Raw genomic sequence first — 22,023 nt, forward strand, 5'->3', positions numbered from 1 at the left:
TTGTGTCATTCCGCCGCTAACCCTTCTCGGCGCCTTGCGTCAGCCCTTCCACGATATACCGCTGAGCGAACGCGAACAAAACGACGGTCGGAATAATGGACAACACGGTTCCGGCGGACATGGAGCCCCAATCCACGTCGAATTTCATAACGAAGGAATTCATCGCCACGGGCAAGGTTTTCAAATTTTCGTCGTCAATAAACATGACCGCCATAAACAGCTCGTTCCAATTTTGCACGAATGCAAAAATAAAGGTGGACGCGATCCCCGGCAGCATGACCGGAATAATGACCCGGATCAATGCCGTCAATCGGGAGCAGCCGTCAATCATTGCCGCTTCCTCCAGACTGCTCGGAATGCGTTGAAAGAACCCCCGAAGCATAATCGTGGAAAAAGGAATGAGCATTACCGTGTAGGCAAGAACCAAAGAAAATCGGTTATTGATCAGGTTCATGTCTGCCATCAGCAGATAGAGCGGCGCGAGCGAAATAAATCCGGGCAGCATTTGGGTCAAGAAAAAGGCCATCATGATTTGCTTATGCCCCCGGAACTGGAACCGGGCCATCACATAGCCGCTTAACGTTGCAATACAGATGACAATAAGGGCTGCAATCACCGAAATAAGCAGACTGTTTCCGATATAGACATGGAACTTCGATACTTTAAAAATGTTGGCGTAGTTTTCGAATGTAAACTTCTCCGGCCAATACCGAATCGGCAGCGAAAAAATCTCCTTGCGAGGCTTCAGCGAGGTGATCACGATCCAATACAGCGGGAAAACCATAATCAGAAAAAAGACGGCAAGATAAAGCGTCTTCAGGCCCGTCAACGCGCGTTGCTTCATCTAGAAGTCACCTGCCTTTTCCGATCTTGTAGCGAACAAATAAAACACGGTGTACAGCATAAGAATGATGATCATAATAACGCCAATCGCCGATGCCATCCCGTAATCCCCGCCATAGATAATCTTATCTAGCATAAGCGAAGAGAGAATATGGGTCGTACCGGCAGGCCCGCCATTCGTAAGGCCGTAGATGATGGACGGATCGTTGAAGATCCAGATGGCACGGAGCAATGTCGTTGCGATTACCGTCGGCAGGATATAAGGAAACGTCACGTTAAAAAACTTGCGCAGCCCTCCGGCTCCGTCCATTTCCGCCGCTTCGTACAGATCCGAAGGCACGGATTGCAGCGCGGCCAGCAGCATAATCGCAAAAAAAGCGATGCCGTACCAGACGTTCGCTATAATGACGGAGGTCATGGCCCATTTCGGATCGGAGAGGAAACCGATTCGCGTATCAATAAGGCCCGTTCGCATTAACAGATCGTTAATGACGCCAATTTGCGAGTTGAACATCCACTTCCAGATCAGGCCGATCAGAAAACCGGACAAGGCCCAGGAATAAAAAACAAAGCCTTGGTAGATCCCTCTTCCCCTGAATTTCTTTCGCAGCGTAAGGGCAAGCGACAAACCAATGAGAAACTGCAGCGCAAGCGAGAAAAACACCCAATACCCGCTGTTCTCAAGCGCCGAAAGAAACTTCGCGTCCCGAAACGCGGTTTCGAAGTTTTGCAAGCCAATGAACTGAACGTTCGTCAAATCAAACAGCACGTAATTTTGAAACGCCATGACTACCCCTTGCAAAAAAGGATAGAACGTAAACACCAGCAGCAATGCCAATGCAGGAAGCAAACTGAGTAATATGTACCTTCTTTGCTTGCTCATGCCATCTCACCTTCCCCGCTAGTAAAATGCGGCGGGCGGTTCTCATGCCGCCCACCGCGTATTTAAGGTTATTTTTTCATTTCCGCTTTTGCTTTCACCCAGTAATCGTCCCATTTCTTCAGCGTATCTTCCACGCTCGTCTGTCCCAGCAGCATGCTCTGACCGGATTCCATGGCTACCGTGCCCCATTGTCCGTTCGCGGGATATTGGAAAGGCGGCTTGAAGTTAACGAAAGTATCCGGCTGATTCGTCATATCGAGCAGCGTCTTGTAAGGTCCGCTTTGGAAAAAAGCGTCCTCCGTGGCGGAAGAATGAATAGGCACCGTACCGTGGTTCTTCGAAAGCTTCGTATTCTGTTCCGGCGAGGACAAGAAGCTGATCAGCTTCCAGGCTGCTTCCTTGTTTTTCGAGTAAGAGGTAATGCCCCAACCCGCGCCGCCCGCGGAAATGAGCGCTTTGCCGTTCGGGCCCTTCGGCATCGGAGCGGTTGCCCATGTGCCTTCCTCCATGCTGCCCGTCAACGTCTGTATAACGTCCGGATCCTGCAACAGGAATGCCGTTACGCCGGACGTAAACGCCTGCACTTGCTCCTGGAAGCCCCAGTTAATGGAGTCCGGCGGAGAGCCTTCTTTATAGAGCTTCACGTATTGTTCAACCGCTTCCTTTGCTTCGGGAGAAGAATAGATCGTGCCGCCGTCCTTCAGGAACATCGCGTCATCGATATTGATTTTCTCCGAATCGTATGCCTGAATCATCGTATCCGGAACCGCATTGGCGCCGGATCCTCCGCGGAACGAGAAGCCAAAGCGGTTTTTGGAAGGATCGGTGAGTTTAATAGAAGCTTCCACTAGCTCCTGGTATGTAGCCGGAACCGAGATGCCCGCTTCCTTCAACCAATCCGCCCGATAAAACAGCTGCCGCTGATACAATCCGTTTGGGATAAAATACAGCTTGTCGCCAACGGTAGCGACGGACTGGGCGACGGAGGTGACGGTCTTGAAGTCATCCCAATTTTTCGTATATTCGTTCAGAGGTTCCACGTAGCCGTTGTTCACGAATTCGGCCACGTTGAGGTCGCGTACCTCAAGCACGTCAAGCTCTTGCTTCGCGTTAAGCATCGTTCTGATTTTGTTGTCCGCCTGATCGAACGGCGGCGAAATCAATTCGACCTTGATGTTCGGATTCTGATCCATAAATGCCTTTATGCCTTCTTGAATGATGGCCGTGCGGTTAGGGCTGGTTAAGCTTTCGATCATGCGCAGCGTAACAACCTTGTCTCCTCCCCCGTTACTATTCTTGGATCCGGACGAGCTGCAAGCCGTTACGGTCAAACTAAGTGCCAAACCAATCATAGATACGGATAACAGTGATTTCTTCCAAGACATTTGTTGCATTGGAATCCCCCTTAAAATGAGTGAGTATCATACTGTATACCTGTCTGATAGGTTTAATATAAGTGAGGCTTTTACAAGTTGTCAATATCTAAATTTTCTGTCAATATTCCCGTATGGTCTCTTCGATAATATCCATCATTTTGTTAAATTCCTGAAGCGCGTGCTTCCAATCGTGGTTTGCGATGCCGTCAAATAAGGTCCGGTGGAACGGGTACGTATTATCGAAAAGCTCTTTCACCCCAAACGGACCCGAAAAGAACTTCTTAATCAGCTCCGATATGGAATCGTACACGCTGTGAAGCAGCGGATTGGCTGCCGCGTCGTAAATATGCTGATGAAATTCGTAATCGATGGCCGACGTATCCAGACCTTTTTGTTTTCGTTCGTCGTATTCCGCGAGGCATGCCCTCATCTCCTCGATTTTGCGGTCCGTTATCCGTTTCGCGGCCAATTCGACGGCTTTGCCCTCCAGCGCCCTTCTAACGTCCAGGATATCGAGCAAAAACGATTTTTCGTCGTCTATTTTCACTTTTCCGCTGTACCGGTAAGAACCGGCATCGTTTACGTATATGCCTTTGCCGTTAATGACCTTTACGATTTCCATGGCTTCCAAATATCGCAGCGCTTCGCGCAAAGAAGACCGGCCTACCCCAAACATCCGGACAAGCTCGTCAACGGACGGAAGCTTGTCCCCCTCCACTAGTTCCTTGTCGGCGATATATCTGATGATCTCTTCCGATACGAGCTCATGCGTGTGCTGCTTTTTAATTTTGCGAATCATCGTTCATCCTTCCTTTACACCTGTCAGATAGGTGAATATTATTTAAATATTTTAAGAATGTCAACTAGACTCGCGTTGCAGCCGGCTGAGACGACGAATGAGCCAGAACGTTTTTTAAATTTGATTATGGCAAAATACAAATTTAACCGTTTTTGCCCTTGCGGGATAGCGCCTTTCTATGCGTTAATATAGATGTCGGGCCGACGAAATGAACGGAAAGGAGGCTGAACGAAATGATTCAGATCCAGGAGGTGGCATTCGCGTAAGCGAATGTCCCATATAGGGGGAACCTACCCGGTTCCCCCATCATAATTTGAATATAATTGCATCGCAAAATATGAAAGGAGGAGGGTTAGCCATGTTTAACGCAAAACAAGCCAACGAAAGCCAATGGAACCAAATATCGAAGGAGGGCCTCGATGGGGCGTTACAAAAACGGAAAAGATGTGCTTCCCCCGACTCTGCTTAGGCAAATCCAGCAATATATTGATGGCGAATTGCTTTACATTCCGAAACAAAGCGAAGAGCGTGCCGGCTGGGGACAGCTGAGCGGCACCAAAGCGCGGATCAACGATCGCAATGGTGAAATCTACGCGGAATATTGCAAAGGGCGGTCAATCGCTGACCTTGAGCGGGTTTATTTTTTGTCCGGGGACAGCTTACGGAAAATCATATGCAAACAACAACAGAATGCCCGCATAGGCAGCGGAAGCTGATGCGGTACTTATATAGCATGACCATAAAGATAGCCTGCCACCGGTAATTCGAGGGCAGGCTATTCGCCTATTCTAATGAATCCATCTATAGTTCATTTTGTTATCAACAATAAGCGTATCGTCGATTAACTGAAGCTCATCTCCGAGCGGCTCGTTAAATACCGTAATAGATGTTGCATGATTGACCGGGTTATAGCGGGTAATCGTCGCTTGCTCTGAGCCATAGTCGTAGGCCGACCATATAAGCTGAGCATCCGATGGTTTGGAAAGAAGTTTATAGCCGAGAGACGAATCTGCCTGCGCCGCTTTTTCCGGCATCCAATACAGTCCTTCTTCGCGGTCAATAAATAGCACGGAAGTCATCCGGCTTCCAACAACCGGCATAGGCTTCTTCAAATCCTCCAGCTTCGCCGCTTGCGCCAGCTCTGTTATTTTGCCCGTAGTCACATTGGCCAAAGCGTAGCTCAAATCTGCCTTGCGGGGAGCACCTTCTTTAGAGCGATCGAGCCGGTACCAGGACAACACGCCTTCATCCCCATTAGCCAGCCAGCCGTTCCAATCTACATGAGTCAGACCTTCCTTCGGCTTTGCCTGCACATCCCACGTCAAGTCCCCTTTCTCATCGTAAAAAGCTACGGCTTCAGGCGCAATAATGTAGGCGTCTTCCCCGCCTAGTATATTGTCATGACTGTCGCTCAGCGTAAAGGCCAATGCCGCAAACCGGCTGTCCGGGCTCCATTCGAATGCCGGATAAGAATGATAACCAAGCGTCGGCGGAATAACCTTGAGCTCCTTGCCATTGCGATCATACAGACGGAAGTTGTCGGTTTCTTCATGCCAGAACAAATGACCGTCCGGCGAGGCATACAGCAGATAGAGCGGCCATTCATTTTTGAACTGTTCTCCCATCGTTTGAACCTCGCCGGAATGAACATCCACCGACCAAAGACGACCGTCGGAATAGCTGTTCAAATACAGCTGTCCGGACTTGTTCATCCATCCTCTCGCATAAAAAGACGGCGACACATCCGGCACCGCATTCGCTGCTATTGTCTTCATCCGCCCGGTATGTAAATCAAGCGCGGCCACATCGTACTGGATGCCCTCCTGCCCGTTATCCCGCTTCTTGGGCCGGACAAGAACAAGCTGATCCTGCTTGGTAAATCCGTAAGCCCCGGTAATGGAATCGATGGAGTAATCATCCTTTACGACAATATCGGCTACCGGATAAAAGCTGCAGGTTTGCTCCTTGGGTTTAACGGCAACGACGTCCAACCGGTATCTAATCCCCTCCGGGTCATGGACTTTTCGTTTTACGAGATGGGCAACTAGATTTGGATCATTCGGGACTGGGAATGTTTGTGCGACAAAACCGTTAACTCCTTCCGAAAACTGTAAGGGAAAGGAGAACCCTTTATCATGTTTAACTAGTTCTATGCTTAAACCTTCGCTAGCGGATGACACGGACGATGCTGGCGGAATGCTGGAAGCTGTGGCTTCTGCCGTTGCCGGCGGTTTTGTTGAGGTGGCAGGATTTGAGTTTGGATTCGAATTGCAGCCCGTCAAAAATAATGGGGCCATTAAGATTGCCATAGTTATGGCGGCAAGCTTCATACGTTATGCCTCCCTTTATCCCTTTATGATTTAGACATTATTTTCCGGATAAAGGTTGCTTTAGATGGAGGAATTGGCTTTTGATTTCTTCCGTTTCAAGTTCCCTGGCCTATGTGTATAAGAAGTTAATAGGACTAAAGCCGTCTATTTCGGACAACTATTCACCCGTACAGAGGCGAAACCGATAACTGTAGAAAGAAATGCCTATTCCAGGCATACAACAAGCTATAGGACAAATAAGGAGGGCATGACAATGACAACCGCTCGGAAGAAAGGCTGGAGGGGATTGCGCTTCATCCTTGCGATGGCGTTTATTCTGGCCTTGACGGTACAGCCGCTCGCACAAACGGTACATGCGGCAGATACGGTTCACCACTGGAAGCATTACACCAATGGTGTTGCTTATATGAATCAAGGCAAGATCAAGCTCGCAATCAAGGAATTCGAGCTCGCCGTAGCCCAGTCGGAGCAGGCCGGCTACTTACGGAAGCTGGCAGAGGCTTATACGCTGGACAACCAGTTCCAGAAGGCGGCCGATACGTATTACCGGGAAGCCAAAATCCACAAAGCGATTGGCGAAAAATCCGGAGACTTGAACACGTATTTTGCCGTACTTGCCAAAGCTGACGCTTTGAATACGGAAATTGATCTTTATCTCGAGAAAGATGCCGCTCCCCCCGCATCCGGGAGCAGCCATTTAGCGAAGTTCGAACCGGCGTCGGGCATGTATATAGGTGCGTACGTGGAGAAGGACAGCGGCGTGGAGAAGCAAAAAGACGGCAAGTTCGATGCCTTTAACAAGCTGGCCGGCAAACAGCATGCCGTATTTTTCAACTACCATAAATACGGCAGCCCTTTCCCTTATCATTGGGCAGAGACCGTAAAAGAAGCCGGCGGTGCGATTCAGATTGCGCTGCAGCCGGATGACGGGTTAAGCGCGGTGAAGGACGATGCGTATTTACGCAAATTCGCGCGGGATGCAAAAGCGGCAGGCGTTCCGATCTTCCTCCGGTTCGCGTCCGAGATGAACGGCAGCTGGGTGAAATGGAACGGCAATCCGTCGCTGTACATCGAGAAGTTCCGGCTTGTCTCGAAGGTCATGAAGGAAGAGGCGCCTAATGTGGCGATGGTCTGGTCGCCGGCGGCGAATCCGAAGCAAAAAATCGCGGCTTATTATCCCGGCGACGATTGGGTTGACTGGGTTGGCCTCAGCATCTACAGCGTCAAATATTTCAACGGCAACGTCAATGAGCCTGCCGATCAGGTGAATCCGCTTGACTCCGTAGATTATACGTACAAGCTGTATGCTTCGCGCAAGCCGATAATGATCAGCGAATTTGGCGCGACGCATTTCAGCAAGGCGGGCAATACATCTGCCGTCAATTTTGCCATTACGAAGATGAATATGCTTTATCATGGCGCAAAGCTGAAATATCCGCGAGTAAAATCGATTAACTGGTTCAGTCTGAATACGTTGACGGATTCCTACAGCGCGGAGCGCAGCCTGAACAACTTCAGCCTGACGGAAAGTCCGGCCTTGCTCGCTTCGTATGGCAAAATGATTCAAGATCCTTACTACTTGTCGAAGGTTGTATCGGGCTCCGGCAGTTATACGAAAACCGTAAGCAAGTTTGCGAACCAAGGCACGATCGGTAAGCCTGCTACCGGCATCGTATGGGTAAAAACGTACGATCCTTATATCGGCAAGGTTGTCATTAAGCTGGACGGCGCCGTTGTGCTGACGCGCCAGCAGTATCCTTACACCTTCCCGATCCAGCCGGACAAGCTGAAAGCCGGCAGCCACAAAATCGAGGTTGTTGTATTTGATTCCAAGAACCGCGAAGCCTCCCGCAAATCGTATACGTTTAAAACGACTTAGGGCTTGTTGGCCGTGCGGGGTAACCGGCACGGCCTTTTTTGCGTTTGCGATCGAGCCCCCTTCAATTGGACACTCCCGACCTCGCACGTTGGCCCACCCGCCACTTTGTAACACGGTTTTTTCGTCTTATTGACCTGCTCTCACCATGCGTTGGCCCACCAGCTACTCTGTAACACGGTTTTTCCGTCTTATTGACCTGCTCTCACCATGCGTTGGCCCGGCCGCCACTCTGTAACTCGGTTTTTCCGTCTTATTGACCTGCGCTACCATGCGTTGGCCCGGCCGCCACTCTGTAACTCGGTTTTTCCTTCTTATTGACCTGCTCCCACCATGCGTTGGCCCAGCCGCCACTCTGTAACACGGTTTTTCCGTGTTATCCTCTTAACGATGTACCGCATCGTTAATCCTGATCATTTTACTGGCTATGGTCACCTTAACGATGCTGCACAGCCTTAAGCTCCTCAAAATCAGCTAAATCCGGGCTTTTTCCCCGAATGAACGACCCCTTTACGATGCGCGGCATCGTTAAGCCCGTCTATTTTACTCATTGTGTGCACCTTAACGATGCCGTGCAATGTTAAGCTCCTTAATATTAACCGTTTCCGAGCATTATGCCTGTGCTAAGCCAGCGCTAACGAAAAAAGCTGCCCTCGCGGGCAGCTTCCTCCATTACAGACTATTTAATAACGCCTTTTTTCAAAATCAGGTTGGCGTAGATGGCGCTTTCGCCGGTTGCGACGATAGCGTAGGCCTTCTTGGCGCGCTCATAGAAGGCGAACCGCTCCACTTCCTCGAACGGCTCTTCCAGGCCGCTGTGCTGCGAAATAATAGCCTTGTACTCTCCCCAGATTGGCGTTTCAGCCGGATCGCCGGGAACTACCTGCATGAGAGCAGCCGGCTTCTCGACATATTGGTCAAGAGGGAACAGCTGCATAATCGCATCAAGCAGCTCGGGCACGCCATGTCCGTCGCAGCGGACAAGACGCTGGGCATGGCTTACTGCGGGGAAATTGCCGTCAGCCAGCACAATCTCGTCGCTATGCCCCATTTCCATCAATATCTTCAGCAATTCGGGTGAAAGAATCTTCGGAATACCATTCAACATCGCTTGTGGTCCTCCCCATATAGATCAGCCTACAAAAGCTGCTTGAATCGTTCATAAGCCTCATTCCATACATCCCTATCCGCTGGCATGTAGATTTCAACCGGGAAGGATGCCGCCGACAATTGCCGCGCCTCCTCCAGATTCGCGCATTCTCCAAGCGCCATAAACTGTGCCAGCATGTTGCCAACCGCGCTTGCTTCCACCGGTCCTGCCCATACCGGACGGCCGATCGCATTGGCCGTCAGACGGCACAGCAGCTTGTTCTGAATGCCGCCGCCAACCATATGCATGCCGCCATATTGCTTGCCAGTCAGCTTCTCAATCTGCTCAAGCACATTCCGGTACTTAAGAGCAAGGCTGTCCATAATGCACCTTGCAACCTCCGTCTCCGATTCCGGAACAGGCTGCCCCGTCTCGCGGCAATAGCCTTTTACCTTCTCCGTCATGTTGGAAGGTCCGAAGAACCGCAGGTCATCCGGATTAATGAGATAACGGAAAGCCTCCTGCTGCTCAGCCAGAACGGCCAGCTCGGCAAAAGAATAATTCTTTCCTTCTTCCTCCCACTCCCGCCTGCACTCCTGTAAAATCCACAGCCCCATGATGTTTTTCAGCAGCTGGTATTTGCCGCCAACTCCGCCCTCGTTCGAGAACTCAAGCTCCATCGCCTCTTCGGTTAACAACGGCTGATCAAGCTCCGTCCCTACCAGCGACCAAGTCCCGCATACCAGGTAGACGAACGGTTCACCCGCTGCCGGAATGGCTGCGACGGCCGATTCGGTATCATGCGTGGCAACGGCAACCGCTTCAACAGCCGGAATTGCCAGCTCCTCGCAAACCTCCTCTGACAAAGGTCCAATCCGTGTTCCCGGATAAACAGGCTCAAGGAATACCTCTTCCGGAATTCCCAGCTGCTCCATCAGAGACGTGTTCCACTGCCGGGTCTCAGGATGAAGAAGCTGCGTGGTTGTCGCCATCGAAAACTCGCAAACCCGTTTCCCCGTAAGCAAATAGACGAGCAGATCAGGCGTCAGCAGCAGCGTTCTCGCCGCCTCCAGCTTGGGAGAAGCCGCCTTCTTCATGGCATACAGCTGATAGACCGTATTAAACGGCATAAACTGCAGACCGCCTTGCCGGAACAGCTCCTCTCTGCCGAATCTGCCTTCAATCTCCTCAATCAGCCCTTCCGTATGCGGATCCCGGTAATGATAGGGATTGCCGAGCAGCTCGCCATTCGCATCCAGAAGGCCAAAGTCGACGCCCCATGTATCCACGCCAAACGTCGCCGGCTTATACCCAAGCTGGAACGCCTTGCGCAGCGCATGCTTCATCTCCTGCAGCAGCCTTAGAATATCCCAGTGCAGATGACGGCCGACCTGAACCGCAACATTCGGAAAACGGTGTATCTCCTCTACTTCCAGCCTGCGTTCCGCTAGAGCGGAGCCCGTCAGCCTGCCAATCAGCGCCCTGCCGCTGCTTGCTCCAAGATCAAACGCCAATACGGTGGTTGCTTGTTCCATATGCCTGAATTCCTCCTTGCAGCGGCAGCCGCTGTCCTCAAGTTATTGCTGCTTCTGCAGCAGCTTGATCCGGTATGCTTCGCTCTCAAGCGACGCGATCTCCTCGAATTCTTCCTTCGTCAGCACCTTTGGTTCCTTCACCTGGCTGGCGATCAGGAAGATCTTCGCGCTCTCTTCCACAACCTCCGTACGGTAATACGCTTCGCGCAGGTTGCGTCCGGTTGTAACCAGGCCATGATTGCCCAGCAAAATGCTGCTTGCTTCCTTTACTTTAGGAACAAGGGCATCGGCCAGCTTTTCCGTGGTAGGCAGCACGTAAGGAATGTAGACGGTCTTGCCCACAAGCGCGGCCTGATCCGGGAACATGATCGGAAGCTCCTCTTCCACCAGCGTAAAAGCAATACAGTATGGCGGATGGGTATGAACGATAGCCCCAATCGCCGGATTCGCACGGTAAGCATACAAGTGCATCAGAACCTCGGAGGACGGACGGAGCCCGTTATCCTCTACCGCACCCGTCTCGATATCAACGGCTACCCATTGCCCCGGCTCAATCTCGTCAAGGGCAAAGCCGCTTGGCGACAGATACATTTTCCCTTCATGCTTTGCGCTAATATTGCCGCCCGGTCCAACGACCAGCTTATTCGCAACCGTCTTTCTTGCGTATTTGCAAAGCTCCTGCCGAATATCCAATCCTTTCATCCCCCAAAAGAATTTCCATATTTTTGGACCGCCAATGGACATATTAGGTAATTCTCACTTCGAAAGCATGGTCCTTACTTATACAATGGCCCGAAGTTCGAGCAGGCACGGTAGTCCGCCGCCTCTTTGTCGTTAGTGCCGAACAACCCCCATGCCCGCGGCCGGAAAATATTCTCTTCCGGAACGTTATGCATGTTGACCGGAATACGCAGCATCGAAGCTAGCGTAATCAGCTCTGCGCCGATATGGCCGAAGCTGATCGAGCCGTGGTTCGCTCCCCAGTTGTCCATGACGTCGTAAACGGAAGTGAAGGCGCCTTTGCCTGTCAGATTCGGAGCGAACCAGGTGGTTGGCCAGGTTGGGTCCGTCCGCTTGTCGAGCTTATCATGCACCTCGCTTGGCAGCTCAACGGAGTAGCCTTCGGCAATTTGCAGAACCGGTCCCACGCCTTTTACGAAATTAATACGGGACATCGTCATCGGCATGCCGCCGCGCGACAGGAAGTCGGAGGAGAAGCCGCCGCCTCGGAAATATTCGACGCCCGCCGGTCTCCACGAAGTAGCCGCAAGGCAAGCCGCCGCCTCTTCTTCCGTAATATCCCAGAACGGCTTCATGGCCGGCTGGCCGTCCAGCTGCTGCTCGCCTGTTCCGTCGAGCGTTGCCGACCCCGAGTTAAGCAAATGCAAAATGCCGTTAGCCGCATGGCCTTCAAGCTTATGCCCCGTTACCCGCTCTACCGAAGCTGGGCTCCAGTAAGTGCGCACATCGGCAAAAATTTGCGGCGTATTCGTCAGCAGATAGCCAAACAACATAACGACGCCGTTCAGGCTGTCATTCTCCGTTGCTACGATAAACGGAGGGCGGATGCCGTTCCAGTCAAAGGAGGAGTTCAGTATCGCTTCCATAAAGTCGCCGTTCGGGAAATGGTCCGTCCACTGGCGTTGCCCTTGGAAGCCGGACACAATCGCGTTATGACCCATCGCTTCTTCACCGAAGCCCAGCTCGGCAAGGCGCGGGTTGCCGATCATCAGGTCGCGGGCAATCATCGTCATTTTCACAACGGTCTCCCAGTCCTGATCCTTCTTCTCGCGGGAGGTTTGAATCGCCTCGGGATTGTTATCCGGACCTTCCGCGCAGTTCTCCTTCACCCAAGCAAGCGCCCGCTCGAATTCGTCCGTATCGTAAATCTCCTCCTCGAATCGGCGCACAAACTCGGACATATCGATGTATTCCGTCCGCATGCCGAGATACTCCTGGAAAAAGGAATCGCTTACAATCGAACCCGCGATACCCATCGAGACCGAGCCCATCGACAAATACGATTTGCCGCGCATATAAGCTACCGCAAGACCTGCTCTGGCAAAGGAAAGCAGCTTGCCTCGCACATCATCCGGAATGGAAGTATCGGATGCTTCCTGAACTTCCTCGCCGTAAATACCGAATGCCGGAATGCCTTTTTGCGCGTATCCAGCCAGAACGGCAGCCAAATAAACCGCACCCGGACGCTCCGTTCCGTTAAAGCCCCATACCGCATTCGGGATGGATGCGTTCATATCCATCGTTTCCGTACCGTAACACCAGCATGGCGTAACCGTTATCGATACCCCAACATTTTCGCGGGCGAATTTGTCCGCGCATGCCGCCGCTTCCGCCACCCCGCCGATTGTGGTATCCGCAATGACGCATTGTACCGGTTCACCGTTCGGGTAACGCAAATTCTCGGCGATCAGATTCGCGACCGATCTGGCCATATTCATCGTTTGAACCTCAAGCGATTCGCGAACTCCCTTGCGGCGTCCGTCTATCGTCGGCCGAATCCCGATCTTCGGAAAACCATTCTGAAAGCGATAAGCGATGTCCGTCATAAATACCCCTCCTAAAAAGAATTGTCACACAAACAGCCGTTAAGGCTGTTCGTGATGATTCTTACCTCGAAAGCATAAACCAATGAATGAATAATAACGAAACTAGCAAATAAAATGTTACCGATAACTCTAATTTAGCAAGGCGTCCTGTTGCTGTCAATCGTTTTCTCTTGTAAGATAAAAGCATGAATTGTCGATAAGGAGCAGTAGGCATGGTTACAATCTATGATATTGCGGAGAAAGCTAACGTATCCGCGATGACCGTTTCTAGAGTTATCAATAACACAGGCAGAATTAGCGAGAAGACAAGAGCCAAGGTCAAAAAGGTTATGGAAGAGCTGAACTACGTGCCCAACCAGATGGCCCGCAGCCTTGTCCTGCAGCAGACCCGGAGCTTGTTCCTGCTTATTACCGATATAACGAACCCGTTCTATACAACGCTGTCCCGCGGGGCCGAAGATGCCGCCACCAAGAACGGCTACCGCCTGCTGTTCGGCAACAGCGACGAAAGTCTGGAGAAGGAAGCCGATTACGTTAACACGATTCTAACGACCCGGGTAGACGGCGTGTTGCTTGCCCCGGCCGGCGATCCGTCTTTGCCCCATCTCGAATCGCTGCAGCGCCATAACATCCCGTTTGTCCTGCTGGACCGCGAGGTGCCCGGAGTGGAATGCGACATCGTGCTTGGGGACAGCAAGGAAGGCGCCCGCCAGCTGGTCAACCATCTTGCCAAGCAGGGACATCGCCGCATTGCGATGGTGAACGGATCGGATACGATCTCAAGCGCAAGACTGCGTCTTGAAGGCTATAAGGAAGCGCTGATTCTGAACGGATTGAACTATGAAGAGAGCATCGTCTTTGAGACCAGCTACGGTCCGCGTACCGATCTGTCGGAGATGGAAGCCTGGCTGGATTCGCTTGACCCGCTCCCGACGGCTGTCGTAGCCGGCAACAACGTCCTGGCGATCGAAGCCATCCGCCTGCTGAGAAAGCGGAATATGCGGATTCCGGAAGACATCTCCATCGTCTGCTTTGATGATTTCGGTCCGTATTCCGAGATTGACCCGTTTATGACGGTTGCCGCGCAGCAGGCCTATCAATTCGGTTACCTGGGCATGCAGATGCTCATAGACCGCATTCAGAACAAGGAAGAAGCCGGACCGTGGAAAAAAATCGTCCTGCCCGCGGAACTGATCATTCGCCGTTCCGTGTCTCCTCTATAAAAGACAAGAAGGCTGGGCGTTATAATCGCCCAGCCTTCTTGTCAAGCTCTTCCGTATTTAACGGCAATATGATTTCAATCGTAGTTCCTTCGCCCGGAACGCTTGATATATGCATCAGTCCTTGATGCTGCTCGATAATGCGCGAGCTGATCATAAGTCCAAGCCCCGTCCCCTTCTCCTTGGTCGTAATAAACGGCTGCCCGATTTGACTGATAATCTCATCCGGAATTCCCATGCCTTCATCGCGGATCGTCAGGCGCACCCGCTCTTGATCCGGCTCCATGGATGCGGATATCGTAATCTGTCCTCCAAGCGGCATCGCTTCGATTGCATTTTTAATAATATTGATAAAGACCTGCTTCAGCTGATTCTCGTCGCAATAAATCGACGGAATACAGTTCTCGAACTCCGTTCGGATCGATACGTTCATCAGAATCGCCTGTGTCTCCAATATCGATATGACGGCATGCAGAATATGATCCAGCCTGCGCGTGCTAAATTTGGAGAAATGCGGCTTTGCAAGCGTCATAAATTCATTCACGATAAAATTTATACGGTCCAGTTCATTGGTCATGATGTCGTAGTAGAAGGAATTTCCCTCCGCCTTGGATTTCAGCAGCTGGGTAAAACCCTTCAATGCGGTTAACGGGTTGCGGATCTCATGCGCCACGCCTGCAGCCAGCTGTCCGATCACCGACAGCTTCTCGGAACGGACAAGCATCTCTTCCGACCTCTTGCGGTCCGTCAAATCCCGGATGACGGTCAGAATGACCATTTTTCCCCGGTAATTATGAATTCGGATGCTCGACATCTCCACGTCGATCGTTTGGCCGTCGTTGCAAAGCAGCTTATTTTCGATAAAATTAGTGGGATCGTCGGTATGAATCACTTTGTTGAGCACATCCATCAGATCGTCGCTATAAGCGGGATCTACGTAATCGAGGATTGGCCGACCAACCATTTCGGAATCATCGGCTGCGCCAATCAGCTTGACCGCTAATTTATTGGCATATACAATCTCGCCATTGTCGATCAAGACAATGGGTTCGGGGAGGAACTTGATAATACGCTGATACATGTTGGCACTGTCGCGAAGGGAGCGCTCTTTTTCCTTCTTGATCGTAATGTCCTGTACCGTGCCCAGCAGCGCCGGTTTGCCTTGAAAGGAGATCAGGCATGAGTTGCCTTCGAGGTGCACAGGGGAGCCATCCTTCTTGACCCCTGTAATATTAAAATGAAAGTAGATTTTTTTCTGTTCCATCAACGTCGTCTGGGCATCGCGGGTAACCACTTCCAGCTCACCGGGCAGCATCAATTTTTCCAACTCAACCTGGAGCAATTCTTCGTTTGTATACCCATAAAGCGCGGCCAAGTAAGGATTCGCATACAAAATGCGGCCCCCCTGCCCGACAAATACGCCCGCCAGCGCGCTGTCCGCCAGGTGGCTGTACAAGCTTTCCGCTTCGAACAAGGAAGCTTCCATCTTGATCCGGTCGGAGATATCCCTCTCGAATCCAACAACCCCGATAATAGCTCCACTCTCATCCCTTAGAGCTGTAACATTTAGGCTAACGTAGAGCATCGTGCCGTCTTTCCGCAGCTTAAACGTCTCGTGGCCCTGCACGCTTTCGCCTAGCTTGGCCTTCTCAATCATTAGCCTTCGTTCTTCCAGAAGGTGAACCGGCGTAAAGCAGCAGGGCTTGCCGATCAGCTCTTCCCTTGTCCATCCGTGAAGAGCGACAAACCCCGGATTTACATCAAGAATATTCTCATCCAAATCTATGACGACAATCCCGTCGGGGATATTGTTCCATATCGATTCCATAAGCGTATGCTTCATTATATGACCATGCTTGTCCATTCGAATATTTTCCACCTTTTCGAAGTCAAAGTGATCGCTACTCAAACCAATTCCACAAAATGCCGGAATCCCCTGCTAACATGAACATTGAAATTAGATTAATTTTGGCTTTCATGGCCATTCATGTATAATGTGGCTATTATTCAGACACCCGAGGAGAGCTTGAGAAGCCAAATGGCCAACCGAAAAAGATGGAACATCGGCGTCCTTCTGTTACTTATTATTTTTGCTTATGTACTGGTCCAGTTTTATTTGTCCACCGAACGGATTAGAGGGCTTGTAACCCCGCTGGAAGCAAGCGGTAAGGAGCATGCCAAGCTGCAGATTGCCCTGATCTCGCAAGAGCTGGACAACCCTTTCTGGCGGTCCGTCGAGCAGGGAGCGCTGAGAGCAGCCGGTCAATATGGGATGGAGCTGCAATATATGGGGCCGTTCCGCATTAACGCGGAGGAGCAGATGAAGCTGCTGGAGAAAGCGATCGCCTCCAAGATGGACGGGATTATTTTGCAGGGAATCGGAACCGAACAGGATAAAGCGCTAATCGAAAAAGCAAACAAGCTAGGCATACCGGTCATTACCGTTGACACGGATGAACCCGGCAGCAAGCGCCTCGCGTACGTTGGTACCAATAACGCTTATGCAGGGCAAGAGATGGGGCGTCTTATTGCGAATAGCGACAAGACGGAGCCTTCCGGCGTAATTGGCGTACTGGTCGGAAGCAAGGAGGCTGCAAACCAGCGGCTCCGCTTAGAAGGATTCCAATCGGTCATTGCCGCCAAGAAGGGGCTGACGATCGCCGAAGTTCGGGCTTCGAATATATCCCGGCTGCAAGCCGCGCAGCAGGCGGAGCAAATGCTGAAGGACCATCCCGAAATCACCTATATGGTCGGCTTCAGCTCCCTTGACGGCATTGGGATGGCGGAGGCCGTTGCCCGCGTGAAGCCCGGCGGGGTTACCATCTTTGCTTTTGACGACCTCGAGGATACGATAGCCGCTATTAAGAAGAAGCAGATTGAAGCTTCGATTGTGCAGCAGCCCTCCCAAATGGGCTATGAAGCGATGTCGCTTCTGAATCAATATTTTCAGGGAGAAGCCGTCTCCTCGCAGCAGTATACTCCGATTTCCGTCGTAACGGAGAAGGAGGTTGCCGCCCCATGACGCTCCGCAAAAAGCTGCTGCTCTTTATCCCGCTGCTGGTGCTCTTGACGAACGGCGTCACGTTCTTCCTGTTCGAGAGCTCCAAAACGGTACAGCACAGCTATAATACGATGATGGACCGCATGCTGCTGTATACCCAATCGGCACAAACGGCCGATGAGAATGTTCGGGCCTTGTACGCGTATCTGCTTAACCCCGAGGACAACAGCCGCGCTTCGCTTCAGCGGCAACAGAGGGAACTCGCGCAAATCGGCGGGAAGCTGGCAAACCAGCCGACGGAAACGGGCATAGCCGGCGTGCTGCAGGGTTATGTTCATATGCTTCAGACGCTGGCGGAGCAAACACAAGCGGCCATAAAGTCCAGCGCTCCAAATGAGGCGCTTGGTTACTACGAGGATACGGAACGGACGGGCTCTTTTATAAGAGAAGAAGAACGCCGTCTCATTGACCTGGAGCTTAGCGCTTATGAGCCGGTATACCGGAGCATTCAATTGGAAATCGTACGAATGGACTGGCTTGGGCCTGCCGTATTTATAATCAATACGCTGCTGAGTATCGTGGTTGCGTTATGGATATCAAGAAGCATTACGGAGCCGGTAGACCGTCTCGTGCAAACGGCGCAGCATCTATCCAAAGGGCAGCTCGATACAGCTTATCTTCCCGAACGTTCGAATGATGAGCTTGGCATTCTGTCGGAAGCATTCCGCCATATGATTAAAGATTTGAATGACTTGATGGGCCGGGACAAAGAGCGTCTGGAATCGGAGCGCCTGGTAAAAGAACTCGAGCTTCAAGCTCTGCAAAGCCAGATCAACCCGCATTTTTTGTTCAATACGCTAAATGTGCTGTCCAAGCTTGCTCTGCTTGAAGGGGCCGACCAGACAAGCGACCTTATTGTGTCGATGTCCAAGCTGATCCGTTATAATTTAAGCCAGTTAGACCGTCCGGTTACGCTGGGTGACGAGCTTAAGCATGTCCGGGAGTACTTTACGATTCAACAAGCCCGGTTCCGCAACCGCGTGGAAATTAGGCAGCAGATCGACGATTCCGTGCTGGACATGCTGATTCCCGCTCTAACGATACAGCCGCTGGCGGAGAACGCTTTCGTACACGGCGTGGAACGAATGGAATCCGGCGGAAGGATTCAGCTTGTTATCGAGCGGTCTGACGGGAACGTTAGAATAGTCATTAGGGATAACGGAGCCGGAATGACAGCCGGGGAACGCGACGCGCTTCTTACGCTGCAAGAGCCCGCCGAACCTGCTCCCGCGAAAAAAAATTCCATGGGCTTTGGCACGCGGAACGTGATTAAGCGGCTAAGGCTTTTCTATAACAGGCAGGATGTTGTAAGGATCGAAAGCGAGCCAGGACGGGGGACCTCGGTTATTCTCCTCCTGCCTAATCCATCCGAAAAGGAGCAGAAAGGAGGACCGGAGCAAGATGTACCGTCTATTGATCGCCGATGACGAAGCGCTGGAACGCGAAGGGCTTGAGCATCTTATTCACCGCATGCTGCCCGATATATTCCAGATCGCATTTGCCGATAATGGCCGGAGAGCCATTGAACAAGCGGAGGAATTCCGCCCACATATCATTATGATGGATATTAATATGCCCGGTATTCAAGGTCTGCAAGCGATACGGGAAATAAAATCGCGGCTTCCGGACACCAAGTTTATTCTGGTGACGGCTTATGACTTTTTTGCCTATGCCAAAGAAGCGGTGTCGCTTGGGGTAAAAGAATATATCGTCAAGCCTGCCGGACGTGAGCAGATCTCGTCCATCTTGAACCAGCTCATTGAAGAGCTGGAGCGCGAGAAATCCAAGCGAACCGAAGAGCTGCACTTGCGGGATAGAGTATCCCAGCTGCAGCCGCTGGTCGAAAACGAGCTGTCCCTCCTGCTTATGGTCGATCAGGTGCTGGATGCGGATGAGGAGAAGCTGTCCGACTGGCTGGCCTTTCCGCTTGATGAGGGCTGTGCGGTTGTTGTCGCCTTCCCCAAGCAGATTTATTCGCTGGATAAGAAAAAGCTGTACGAAACGTTCCGCAGCTTCGCCAAGACTTACGGGATCTCCTGCATTGTAAGCTCCTTGATTGACCTGCATATGGCTATTTTCATACGGAAAGATACGGGCGATGCGTTATGGAAGCAAAGCATCAAGCCGTTTGGCGAGAAGCTGTGCAGGCTGGCCGAACGGCAATTCCAAGCGACGATTACCGTAGGAATCGGGTCGCTCCAATCAGGCGCCGACGGCTGGCGCAAATCGTATTTCGAGGCCGTGTTTGCTTCCGACGTTGACCGGCATGCTGGCGAGGTCCGGGATTTCGAGGAAGTGGTGCGGGGGACGGGATTACATGCCGCCGCATCTGCCGGAGAAGCAGATCCCGCTTCTCCGGCTGAGCACTCCGATCCGGGGGATCAGCGTTCCTATGTCATCTCCGCCCTGCAGCGGATCCGGGAGCAGCGGGAGCAGCAGACGATTAATGTGATGGACAAGGCCAAGCAATATATCGGGCTTCATTTTACGGAGGAATTGTCTCTCGAGGAAACCGCCGAGCATGTCCATCTGAATCCCCATTACTTCAGCAAGGTGTTCAAGCAGCAGGCTGGAGCGACGTTTATCGATTATTTGACGGGTCTTCGGATCGAGAAAGCCAAGCAGCTGATCTCGTCTGCCGATGAGCTGGCTTTGAAAGAAGTATGCTTCGAGGTTGGTTATAAGGACCCGAATTATTTCAGCAGGGTGTTCAAGCGAGTAACGGGTCTTACCCCGACGGAATACCGCAGTCAAGCGAAATGATAGGATATAGAGGGAGTTCATGCCAGTCAGGCATGGACTTTTTTGTTTTGGCAAACCAATAAAATGCTAGTCGCTTGAAACTGCCGCGATCGTAGGTGGTCAAGCTGCCGTTCCATGCTGGAACAACACAAATAAGTGCTGACGAATGCCCGATAATCCCCTGCAATCCGGTGATATAATGAAATTCGTTTCAATACAAGCAACCATTTATTCAATCAGTCACACATGAAAGGGGAATAAATAAAGTGAGCAGCTTAACTGCAAATGCCAATGGCAAAAGCATGAAGTTTGTTACGCTCGTTTCGATGATTGCCGCCCTTGGCGGTTTATTATTCGGCTTCGATACCGCTGTCGTATCGGGAGCAATCGGATTTATGCAAGACCGTTTTGACTTAAACGAGGTGGAAGTCGGCTGGGCCGTATCCTCTCTTATTATCGGATGTGTTGTTGGCGCGGGATTCTCCGGTGTGCTAAGCGATCGTTTCGGCCGCAAAAAAGTACTTATCGCCGCCGCAGCCCTGTTCATTATCGGCTCGATTGGCTCCGCGATTCCGGATACATTCTCGATGTACATCGTTGCCCGCATGATCGGCGGTCTTGGAATCGGGATTACGTCCACGCTTTGCCCGCTGTATAACGCGGAGATTGCTCCGGCTAAATACCGCGGCCGTCTCGTTGCCTTGAACCAATTCGCAACGGTTACGGGTATCTTCCTTGTTTACTTCGTCAACTCGGGTATTGCAGGCTATGGCGATGATGCTTGGGATATCGCAAACGCATGGCGTTGGATGTTTGGCGTAGGCGTTGTGCCGGGCGTTATTTTCTTCATTCTGCTCTTCCTTGTGCCCGAAAGCCCAAGATGGCTGATCAAGCAGGGCCGATCGGAGCAGGCTCTTAATATCCTTCTTCGCATCCATGGTGAAGAAGATGCGAAACAAGAAGTACTCGACATTAAAGCGTCCTTCGCCGAAGAAAAAGGCAGCTCGCTCAAAGAGATTTTCCGCCCGGGCATCCGCCTTGCGTTGATCGTTGGCGTCGTGCTTGCCGTTCTTCAGCAAGTCACCGGCATCAATGCGGTTATGTACTACGCGCCGGAAATCTTCAAGTCGATGGGCTCCGGCACGGATTCGTCCCTGCTGCAAACGATCCTGATTGGCCTCGTTAACTTCCTGTTTACGATTCTGGCCATCTGGCTGATCGATAAAGTCGGCCGCAAAGTATTGCTGCTTGTTGGTTCGTCCGTCATGACCATCTGTCTGGCGGTTATCGGGATTGCATTCCATACCGGCCATACAACCGGTTCGCTTGTCCTGATCTTTATCCTGATCTATGTTGCGGCATTCGCCGTGTCGCTTGGACCTGTCGTATGGGTTGTCCTAAGCGAGATCTTCCCGAACCGCGTCCGCGGCCGGGCTACCGCAATCGCATCGATGGCGCTGTGGATTGCCGACTACGTCGTATCGCAATCGTTCCCGCCGATGCTCGAATCGGCAGGTCCCGCCGTAACGTTCTGGATCTTCGGCGCCATGTCGCTGATTACGTTCCTGTTTACGATGCGCGTTGTACCGGAGACGAAAGGCAAGTCGCTCGAGGAAATTGAAGCTTCTTGGAGTAAGTAAGGAACTGCGTATTGGTGTTGATTATGAGTGTACGCAGAGATGTATCTCCTTCCGGCCGCTG

Annotated in this window: 18 protein-coding genes; 8 read left to right on the plus strand and 10 right to left on the minus strand. The window is 51.6% G+C overall.

Annotated features, from left to right (window positions below):
- Window positions 1-16 precede the first annotated feature (16 nt).
- The 4 genes from WFK81_RS19955 to WFK81_RS19970 all read right to left on the minus strand — a co-directional run bounded on the left by WFK81_RS19955 (window position 17) and on the right by WFK81_RS19970 (window position 3,901).
- A complete protein-coding gene (locus WFK81_RS19955) occupies window positions 17-844 on the minus strand; it encodes a carbohydrate ABC transporter permease (protein WP_336788131.1) in 828 nt (275 codons plus the stop codon).
- On the minus strand, window positions 845-1,726 hold the full coding sequence (locus WFK81_RS19960; protein ID WP_336788132.1) for a carbohydrate ABC transporter permease: 882 nt from the start codon (window positions 1,724-1,726) through the stop codon (window positions 845-847).
- 68 nt (window positions 1,727-1,794) lie between these two features.
- On the minus strand, window positions 1,795-3,120 hold the full coding sequence (locus WFK81_RS19965; protein ID WP_336788133.1) for an ABC transporter substrate-binding protein: 1,326 nt from the start codon (window positions 3,118-3,120) through the stop codon (window positions 1,795-1,797).
- Window positions 3,121-3,220: 100 nt separating this feature from the next.
- Window positions 3,221-3,901 carry a FadR/GntR family transcriptional regulator gene (locus tag WFK81_RS19970; protein WP_336788134.1) on the minus strand — a complete coding sequence of 227 codons (681 nt, stop codon included), beginning with the start codon at window positions 3,899-3,901 and terminating at the stop codon, window positions 3,221-3,223.
- Window positions 3,902-4,320: 419 nt separating this feature from the next.
- On the opposite strand from WFK81_RS19970, the gene WFK81_RS19975 reads away from it, so the two are divergent.
- Window positions 4,321-4,617, plus strand: coding sequence for a CD3324 family protein (locus tag WFK81_RS19975; RefSeq protein WP_015842974.1), 297 nt, complete (start codon window positions 4,321-4,323; stop codon window positions 4,615-4,617).
- Between the two features lie 72 nt (window positions 4,618-4,689).
- Here WFK81_RS19975 and WFK81_RS19980 read toward each other — a convergent pair whose 3' ends face one another.
- The gene (locus WFK81_RS19980; RefSeq protein WP_336788135.1) at window positions 4,690-5,892 is read right to left on the minus strand and encodes a TolB family protein; all 1,203 of its coding nucleotides are present in this window, start codon (window positions 5,890-5,892) and stop codon (window positions 4,690-4,692) included.
- A gap of 160 nt (window positions 5,893-6,052) precedes the next feature.
- On the opposite strand from WFK81_RS19980, the gene WFK81_RS19985 reads away from it, so the two are divergent.
- Together WFK81_RS19985 and WFK81_RS19990 are read left to right on the plus strand one after the other, a co-directional pair.
- Window positions 6,053-6,265, plus strand: coding sequence for a hypothetical protein (locus WFK81_RS19985; RefSeq protein WP_336788136.1), 213 nt, complete (start codon window positions 6,053-6,055; stop codon window positions 6,263-6,265).
- A 219-nt stretch (window positions 6,266-6,484) separates the two neighbouring features.
- Complete coding sequence (locus tag WFK81_RS19990) at window positions 6,485-8,110, plus strand: glycosyl hydrolase (protein WP_336788137.1); 1,626 nt, start codon at window positions 6,485-6,487, stop codon at window positions 8,108-8,110.
- Between the two features lie 676 nt (window positions 8,111-8,786).
- Here WFK81_RS19990 and WFK81_RS19995 read toward each other — a convergent pair.
- The 4 genes from WFK81_RS19995 to WFK81_RS20010 all read right to left on the minus strand — a co-directional run bounded on the left by WFK81_RS19995 (window position 8,787) and on the right by WFK81_RS20010 (window position 13,299).
- Window positions 8,787-9,215, minus strand: a complete 429-nt coding sequence (locus WFK81_RS19995; RefSeq protein WP_336788138.1) for an RbsD/FucU family protein — start codon at window positions 9,213-9,215, stop codon at window positions 8,787-8,789.
- Window positions 9,216-9,244: 29 nt separating this feature from the next.
- Window positions 9,245-10,732, minus strand: coding sequence for a rhamnulokinase (locus WFK81_RS20000; RefSeq protein ID WP_336788139.1), 1,488 nt, complete (start codon window positions 10,730-10,732; stop codon window positions 9,245-9,247).
- Window positions 10,733-10,774: 42 nt separating this feature from the next.
- A complete protein-coding gene (locus WFK81_RS20005) occupies window positions 10,775-11,434 on the minus strand; it encodes a class II aldolase/adducin family protein (RefSeq protein WP_336788140.1) in 660 nt (219 codons plus the stop codon).
- A 74-nt stretch (window positions 11,435-11,508) separates the two neighbouring features.
- Window positions 11,509-13,299 carry an L-fucose isomerase gene (locus WFK81_RS20010; RefSeq protein WP_336788141.1) on the minus strand — a complete coding sequence of 597 codons (1,791 nt, stop codon included), beginning with the start codon at window positions 13,297-13,299 and terminating at the stop codon, window positions 11,509-11,511.
- 212 nt (window positions 13,300-13,511) lie between these two features.
- Between WFK81_RS20010 and WFK81_RS20015 the strand changes: the two genes are divergently transcribed.
- On the plus strand, window positions 13,512-14,522 hold the full coding sequence (locus tag WFK81_RS20015) for a LacI family DNA-binding transcriptional regulator (protein ID WP_336788142.1): 1,011 nt from the start codon (window positions 13,512-13,514) through the stop codon (window positions 14,520-14,522).
- Between the two features lie 19 nt (window positions 14,523-14,541).
- Here the strand turns inward: WFK81_RS20015 and WFK81_RS20020 are convergent, their stop codons facing one another.
- Entirely contained in the window at window positions 14,542-16,383 is a 1,842-nt protein-coding gene (locus WFK81_RS20020; RefSeq protein WP_336788143.1) for a PAS domain S-box protein, read from the minus strand.
- A gap of 174 nt (window positions 16,384-16,557) precedes the next feature.
- On the opposite strand from WFK81_RS20020, the gene WFK81_RS20025 reads away from it, so the two are divergent.
- From WFK81_RS20025 to WFK81_RS20040, 4 genes are all read left to right on the plus strand, one after another.
- Window positions 16,558-17,541: a substrate-binding domain-containing protein gene (locus WFK81_RS20025; protein WP_336788144.1), complete on the plus strand. Its 984-nt coding sequence runs from the start codon at window positions 16,558-16,560 to the stop codon at window positions 17,539-17,541.
- Window positions 17,538-19,007, plus strand: coding sequence for a sensor histidine kinase (locus WFK81_RS20030; protein WP_336788145.1), 1,470 nt, complete (start codon window positions 17,538-17,540; stop codon window positions 19,005-19,007). The genes WFK81_RS20025 and WFK81_RS20030 overlap by 4 nt, the downstream gene beginning before the upstream one ends.
- Window positions 18,982-20,343, plus strand: a complete 1,362-nt coding sequence (locus WFK81_RS20035) for a response regulator (RefSeq protein WP_336788146.1) — start codon at window positions 18,982-18,984, stop codon at window positions 20,341-20,343. Before WFK81_RS20030 ends, WFK81_RS20035 begins: the two co-directional genes overlap by 26 nt.
- A gap of 245 nt (window positions 20,344-20,588) precedes the next feature.
- Window positions 20,589-21,962, plus strand: a complete 1,374-nt coding sequence (locus WFK81_RS20040; protein ID WP_336788147.1) for a sugar porter family MFS transporter — start codon at window positions 20,589-20,591, stop codon at window positions 21,960-21,962.
- Window positions 21,963-22,023: the final 61 nt, after the last annotated feature.

Source organism: Paenibacillus sp. MMO-177, assembly GCF_037147795.1.
Taxonomy (GTDB): domain Bacteria; phylum Bacillota; class Bacilli; order Paenibacillales; family Paenibacillaceae; genus Pristimantibacillus.

What these genes read in the sequence shown, in the direction of transcription:
- WFK81_RS19955 (WP_336788131.1), bottom strand. Translation starts at nt 844, where the DNA reads ATGAAGCAACGCGCGTTGACGGGCCTGAAGACGCTTTATCTTGCCGTC.
- WFK81_RS19960 (WP_336788132.1), bottom strand. Translation starts at nt 1,726, where the DNA reads ATGAGCAAGCAAAGAAGGTACATATTACTCAGTTTGCTTCCTGCATTG.
- WFK81_RS19965 (WP_336788133.1), bottom strand. Translation starts at nt 3,120, where the DNA reads ATGCAACAAATGTCTTGGAAGAAATCACTGTTATCCGTATCTATGATT.
- WFK81_RS19970 (WP_336788134.1), bottom strand. Translation starts at nt 3,901, where the DNA reads ATGATTCGCAAAATTAAAAAGCAGCACACGCATGAGCTCGTATCGGAA.
- WFK81_RS19975 (WP_015842974.1), top strand. Translation starts at nt 4,321, where the DNA reads ATGGGGCGTTACAAAAACGGAAAAGATGTGCTTCCCCCGACTCTGCTT.
- WFK81_RS19985 (WP_336788136.1), top strand. Translation starts at nt 6,053, where the DNA reads ATGCTTAAACCTTCGCTAGCGGATGACACGGACGATGCTGGCGGAATG.
- WFK81_RS19990 (WP_336788137.1), top strand. Translation starts at nt 6,485, where the DNA reads ATGACAACCGCTCGGAAGAAAGGCTGGAGGGGATTGCGCTTCATCCTT.
- WFK81_RS19995 (WP_336788138.1), bottom strand. Translation starts at nt 9,215, where the DNA reads ATGTTGAATGGTATTCCGAAGATTCTTTCACCCGAATTGCTGAAGATA.
- WFK81_RS20000 (WP_336788139.1), bottom strand. Translation starts at nt 10,732, where the DNA reads ATGGAACAAGCAACCACCGTATTGGCGTTTGATCTTGGAGCAAGCAGC.
- WFK81_RS20005 (WP_336788140.1), bottom strand. Translation starts at nt 11,434, where the DNA reads ATGAAAGGATTGGATATTCGGCAGGAGCTTTGCAAATACGCAAGAAAG.
- WFK81_RS20010 (WP_336788141.1), bottom strand. Translation starts at nt 13,299, where the DNA reads ATGACGGACATCGCTTATCGCTTTCAGAATGGTTTTCCGAAGATCGGG.
- WFK81_RS20015 (WP_336788142.1), top strand. Translation starts at nt 13,512, where the DNA reads ATGGTTACAATCTATGATATTGCGGAGAAAGCTAACGTATCCGCGATG.
- WFK81_RS20020 (WP_336788143.1), bottom strand. Translation starts at nt 16,383, where the DNA reads ATGGACAAGCATGGTCATATAATGAAGCATACGCTTATGGAATCGATA.
- WFK81_RS20025 (WP_336788144.1), top strand. Translation starts at nt 16,558, where the DNA reads ATGGCCAACCGAAAAAGATGGAACATCGGCGTCCTTCTGTTACTTATT.
- WFK81_RS20030 (WP_336788145.1), top strand. Translation starts at nt 17,538, where the DNA reads ATGACGCTCCGCAAAAAGCTGCTGCTCTTTATCCCGCTGCTGGTGCTC.
- WFK81_RS20035 (WP_336788146.1), top strand. Translation starts at nt 18,982, where the DNA reads ATGTACCGTCTATTGATCGCCGATGACGAAGCGCTGGAACGCGAAGGG.